The sequence below is a fragment of the Peptidiphaga sp. genome, from assembly GCF_057238965.1.
The window spans coordinates 1-5,093 of record NZ_DBHHEV010000126.1 but is presented as its reverse complement, the minus strand read 5'-3'; the positions used below and the strand labels follow the sequence as shown (position 1 = coordinate 5,093).

Genomic DNA, 5,093 nt, shown 5'->3' with positions numbered 1-5,093 from the left:
GAGCGAGTGCAGAAGGCGTCGGTTGTCTTAGAGTCGAACGCCTTAAAAGAAAGCGGCGGCGCTGAAACGACTGCCGGCGGCCTTCAATCCGAAGGCCGCCGTGGAAAACGTCACTGGTCGGGCTTGGGGCGCCAGGCCTCGCCGTCGTTCTGAGGCGACGGCGCAGCTTCTTCGGACGCAGAAGGGCTCGACGCCGAAGCCCCCTGTTGGAGGGGCTGATCCTGGGCCTGGGCGGGCGCTTGCGTTCCCTCGTCCGGCATCCCGCCCGCTTGAGGGGCGCTGCCGGTCTGGGGCGCACTGTCAGTCTGGGGTGCGCCGTCAGCCTGGGGAGTGCCGTCGGTTTCGGGCGTCGCCTCAGCTTGCGGAGCCTGCTTGCTTTGGGGCGAGGTTTCCTGAGGAGCCGACTCGCTGTGAGGCGCTTGAGAAACCTGTCCGTTCGGCGTCGGCCCGCCCTCCTGCCCTTGTGCGGGCTGGCTTTGCTCCGGTTGGATCTGCTGCCCTTGCGCAGGCTGGCTTTGCACAGCCATGTTGTTCGGCGCCTGTCCGAACTGCGGCTGATTGAACTGCGGTTGGGCGGAAGAAGGCTGCGGCTCGGGGCGAGAAGCCTCTGGCTGACCGAAGGGCGACGGTTGGCTGCCCGGGACCTGCTGATTGCCAGGAGCATGCTGAGCGTTGAACGGCTGCTGCGGGTCGTTCGGCTGTTGCTGCGGCGCGCCGGGGCTTTGGAAGTCCCCTTGTTGCCCGTGCGTTTGCGCGGGCTGCGCCTGTCCGTACGGCTGAGCGGGCTGGTTCGCACCGTATGGCTGCTGCCCGTAAGGCTGCGCAGGCTGCTGGCTCCCTCCATACGGCTGCGCCGCAGGAGAGCCGTAGCCTCGACGGCGCGGAAGCCGGCCAACGGGTTTCCGGAGCTGACTGCGCCGACATGGGAGGGGCTCCCGTGTAACTCGAACCCGCCGACTGGGCGAAAGGCGGCTGCCGCTCGAAGGGCGCCTGAGTCGAATACGGCTGGCCGTAAGGCTGAACGGGCGGGAATTGACCGGTCCTGTTCTGATCGCCAGGAAGCGGCTGTCCCGTGGCGCCCGCAGGCGGCGCAAGCGTCGATTCTTGGTTCGTGTAGGGAGCGGAGAGATAAGAGCCCCCGGTGTGGACCTCGGAGCCGGCTCCCGCCCTCAGGCCGCTGATCAGCGTGAGAAGCCCTCCCAGGGTCAAAACGATTCCGCCGATTCCGATGAGCCAGAAGCCGATTCCCCGAGAGGCGTCGTCGCTGAACTTCGCGGGCTGGAAGTTGACAGCCCAGTTGCTGACAGTGACGAGGCCCGCGAGAGTCTGCGCCAGCCCGGCTGCAAGCCCGCCCGCCTTGGGCGATTTCTTCATGAGCGACGGGATGATTACGGCGACGACGGCGACGATGCCGACTGCGAGAGTCAGGGAGAAAGGCCCCATTGAGCCCTTGTAATCGCCCGAGTTCAGCCACGAGAGGTCTCCGCCGTCGGCCTTGAAGTAGGGGAGGAAGAGGCCTATGACGGCGAGAAGGGCGCCGATTCCTCCGACGAGCGCCGCGATGCTCGTCTTTCCCGAACTTGCCTTGGGCTTGGGGGCTGCAGGCGAATCGTGGTCCGCAAAGGGCGACGAGTACGCCTGTCGATCGGTCGAATCCTTGCCGATCTGTCCGGTGACCGTGGCATTCTGCGGAGGATACTGAGTGCTCATAAGAGAATGGTATTCGCTGGAAGCCGTCGGCGGCATGGAACTCGCCACATGTCCGCATTCTGAAAAGCTCTCGGCGGACGACGTCGATCAGTCCACTCTGCCGTATGGAGGCCTGAAAGAACTGGAGGGCCTCCCTGAACTGTGGCCTGCGGGAGACGAGCCGGTGTGCGGCCCGGTGCGCTCGTTGCCGGGGCTCTGGGGATTTTGCCCGTAGCTCGGCTGAGGGCGCGCCCCCTCGGCGGCAAAGACGTTTCCCACGGCCCTAGGGTCTCCCGCGAAGTCTGATGGCGACTTGTCCGAAGACTGCCGCAGATAGGCGACCCCAATCACCTTCGGAGTGGCCTTCGTCGCTAGAACGATTCCAAGAATCCCGCATGCGAGTAGAAGAAGGCCTGCTGCAAGAATCAGCCAGAAACCGAGCCTCGGACTGTACGAATATTCTCTAACCTGTTGTCTGAAAATGGTTCGCTTCTCGCCGATTGATATGGCGAGGACGGCGCCGCTCGTCATTAGGCAAGCCGTGCAAGGCGCCCACTGGGAGGCGCCGGTTTTGTGACGACGCAGGACGAGGGCGAGGAGCGCAAAAACGACGATTGCGAAGAAGATGTAAAGGAAAAAGTATCCGCCGCCGAAGGCGGCAAGGGTATTCTTATCCGAATTAGAGTCCGAGCTGGAGGAGGAATCTCGCCAGTTGAACCTGTGGTAGGGGACGAAACAGCCGGCGACGAGGATTGTCGCTCCCACCCCCGAAAGGGCTGCGGTCACGATGTTGAGGGTATTCTTCCGCCCCGATGCTGCATAGAGGCCGAGAGCGTCTATGCCGAAGGGCGCGGAGGGATCCGGGATTGGCTGGTTTGAGGGCGCGAACGGGCCTGTCGGCGTCGCATTGGGCGACGAAGGGAAGTTGCTTGTCATGATGTCAGCGTAGTTCGACATCCCAGTAGGGCAGGGCTGCTCGTCCATCATGTGGTCGCTCGCAAAGTCTGCACGCTTGCAGGGGACTTCGTATGACTGCTGGGAACATCGGATGTGCTTGGAGAAGTGCACAGCAATCGACTGGTCTCGTTCGCTATTGGCAGGAATGTGTGATGTGCTCGGAAAAGTGGGTGGTTCCATCTAGAAACTCCTGGTGCCGTTTCGAATGCAATTGGCTCCGTTTCGGGGGCAAACAGAAGCGTTTTGAGTGCCAGCGGTGCTGTTTCGGGACCTTCTAAAGTTGTCAGCTGCATGACGGCATCGGTTGAGTGTCTGGACGCGGTCGCTGAGCATCGGGTAGGGTTGTTCGCTCACGCCTTTGTGTGCATGGCCGACTTTGCTGGCATGTTCGCGGGGAGTTTCGCGTTCGCGCGATCGGCGATGCGGATGCGCGCTGTTCGGGTGAGCTCGATACTATTACAAAACGATATCTGGGTGGGCTCGGGAACTTTTCCCTTGTTTCGCGCTGAAAAGTCAAACCCTGAAGGTGTGAGATGCGATACGTGGGTGGCCAAAAAGATAACGATTTGGTTACACTCGTATCAGAATCGTTATCAACCGGTTCCCGTTTCGCGGGTCCGCCGATAGAACAAGGAGAGATCGTAGTGGGTCGTCACAGCGTTGCCCAAGGCGAAGCATTCGAGTTCAACATAGATCTGTCGAAAGCCCCCGCGCCCGGTTCGAGGCGCGCCGCGCGCTTGGCCGCGCGTGCTCAGCAGGGGCTGAGCCAGAGCCTTCTCCATCCGGATTCGCCGCTTGGATACCTCGTGCGGCCGTTCACGGAGAACGAAGAGGAGGCTCACGCCGCAGCTGCCGCCGAGGCGCCGGTTCCCGAGGCTCCAGTCGAGGCGGCGCCGGTTGACGCACTCGTGGACGAGGAGCTGGCTTCGGTCGGCGCGACGTCGACGAAGAAGAGCCGTTTCTCCCTTTTTTCCCGCTCACGCGCAGCCGTTGTGGCGGTTGTCGCCCCCGCCTCCGGCATCGGGGGCATTGCTGCGGGCACGCTCTCGGTCGCCAATGAGAACGATGCCCACCGTTTGGACGCCACGGCCGGCGTCGCCCAGCTTGCTCCGGTTCAGGAAAAGGCGGCGAAGGCGACCTTCACCGTTTCCGTCGATGGCCAAAAGCGAACCGTCACAACCACAAAGCCTACGCTTTTGGGCGCTTTGGCCGACGCCGGCATAACCGTCGACGGCGACGACAAAGTCTCGCAGGAGATGTCCGCCCCGGTGGCCGACGGCTCGACCGTGACCATCACTCGCGTTGAGAAGAAGACGGTGACCGAGGACGTCGCCAACGCGCACAAGAGCAGCAAGGTCGATGACTCCAGCCTCGCCAAGGGGTCGACGGAGGTCAAGACCAAAGGCGTCGATGGCGTCACCGCCAACACCTATGAAGTAACGTATGAGAATGGCAAAGAGACCGGGCGCACGCTCGTCGTCTCGAGCGTCAAGGTTGCTCGTGTCGACGAGGTCGTCAGCGTCGGCACAAAGGAGGCTCCGCCCACCAAGACCGTCACGACCGGCGACGGAGGGACGGCAGAGGTCCCGTCTGGCGGCGCAACGCCCGCTCCGGCTGGCTCATCCCAGCAGATTGCGGCGTCGATGATGGGATCCTACGGCTGGGGCGGCGATCAGTTCTCTTGCTTGGTCAAGCTTTGGACCAAGGAATCGAACTGGAACTCGCACGCTCTCAACTCCTACTCGGGCGCCTACGGAATCCCGCAGGCCCTGCCGGGGTCGAAGATGGCCTCCGCCGGCGCCGACTGGCAGACGAATCCCGCCACCCAGATTAAGTGGGGACTCGGCTACATCAAGGGCCGCTACGGCACGCCGTGCGGCGCGTGGGGCCACTCCCAAAGCACCGGTTGGTACTGATCGGGACTCTTTGACGCCGATCGGAACTGTCCGCATTTGACGAAAACGACATCCGCTTTGCTCGGGGCCAGCCACATTCGTGAGCTGGCCTCGACGCTCGGTATACGGCCGACGAAAACGCTTGGGCAGAACTTCGTCCACGACGCCGGGACGGTCCGCCGGATAGTGCGCGACGCCGGAGTGCGGCCCGGTGACGTCGTTCTGGAAGTCGGTCCCGGCTTGGGGTCGCTCACTCTGGCCCTGTTGGAGGCCGGGGCCGTCGTGTGCGCCGTTGAAATCGATCCGCTTCTGGCCGGCGCGCTTGAATCGACGGTCGCGGCGCGCATGCCCGAGGCGGTCGAGCGGCTGGCCGTTGCCAATCTCGACGCCTTGGATGTAAAGGCCCCTTCGAATCTTCCCGTTCCCAGACGCCTCCAGATCAAGGAAGGATGCCCGCACAGGGTTGTCGAACCGGCGCCGGAGACGGCTGAACCCGAGCCGGAGAGCGTGGATTCCGCGGGGGAGTCCGTGCGGACGGGTCAGACCCCCGCG

At 63.4% G+C, this 5,093-nt stretch carries 6 protein-coding genes; 4 read left to right on the top strand and 2 right to left on the bottom strand.

Annotated features, from left to right (window positions below; all coding sequences use genetic code 11):
- Nucleotides 1-110: 110 nt before the first annotated feature.
- Nucleotides 111-527 carry a hypothetical protein gene (locus ACO48X_RS10730; RefSeq protein WP_485002075.1) on the bottom strand — a complete coding sequence of 139 codons (417 nt, stop codon included), beginning with the start codon at nt 525-527 and terminating at the stop codon, nt 111-113.
- 614 nt (nt 528-1,141) lie between these two features.
- Between ACO48X_RS10730 and ACO48X_RS10725 the strand changes: the two genes are divergently transcribed.
- Complete coding sequence (locus ACO48X_RS10725; RefSeq protein ID WP_485002074.1) at nt 1,142-1,456, top strand: hypothetical protein; 315 nt, start codon at nt 1,142-1,144, stop codon at nt 1,454-1,456.
- A gap of 63 nt (nt 1,457-1,519) precedes the next feature.
- The gene (locus ACO48X_RS10720; RefSeq protein ID WP_485002073.1) at nt 1,520-1,702 is read left to right on the top strand and encodes a hypothetical protein; all 183 of its coding nucleotides are present in this window, start codon (nt 1,520-1,522) and stop codon (nt 1,700-1,702) included.
- 95 nt (nt 1,703-1,797) lie between these two features.
- Here ACO48X_RS10720 and ACO48X_RS10715 read toward each other — a convergent pair whose 3' ends face one another.
- The gene (locus ACO48X_RS10715) at nt 1,798-2,625 is read right to left on the bottom strand and encodes a hypothetical protein (protein WP_485002072.1); all 828 of its coding nucleotides are present in this window, start codon (nt 2,623-2,625) and stop codon (nt 1,798-1,800) included.
- A 665-nt stretch (nt 2,626-3,290) separates the two neighbouring features.
- Between ACO48X_RS10715 and ACO48X_RS10710 the strand changes: the two genes are divergently transcribed.
- Nucleotides 3,291-4,562: a resuscitation-promoting factor gene (locus ACO48X_RS10710; protein ID WP_485002071.1), complete on the top strand. Its 1,272-nt coding sequence runs from the start codon at nt 3,291-3,293 to the stop codon at nt 4,560-4,562.
- A gap of 36 nt (nt 4,563-4,598) precedes the next feature.
- The coding region (locus ACO48X_RS10705) for an rRNA adenine N-6-methyltransferase family protein (RefSeq protein WP_485002070.1) at nt 4,599-5,093 on the top strand (495 nt) is incomplete at its 3' end.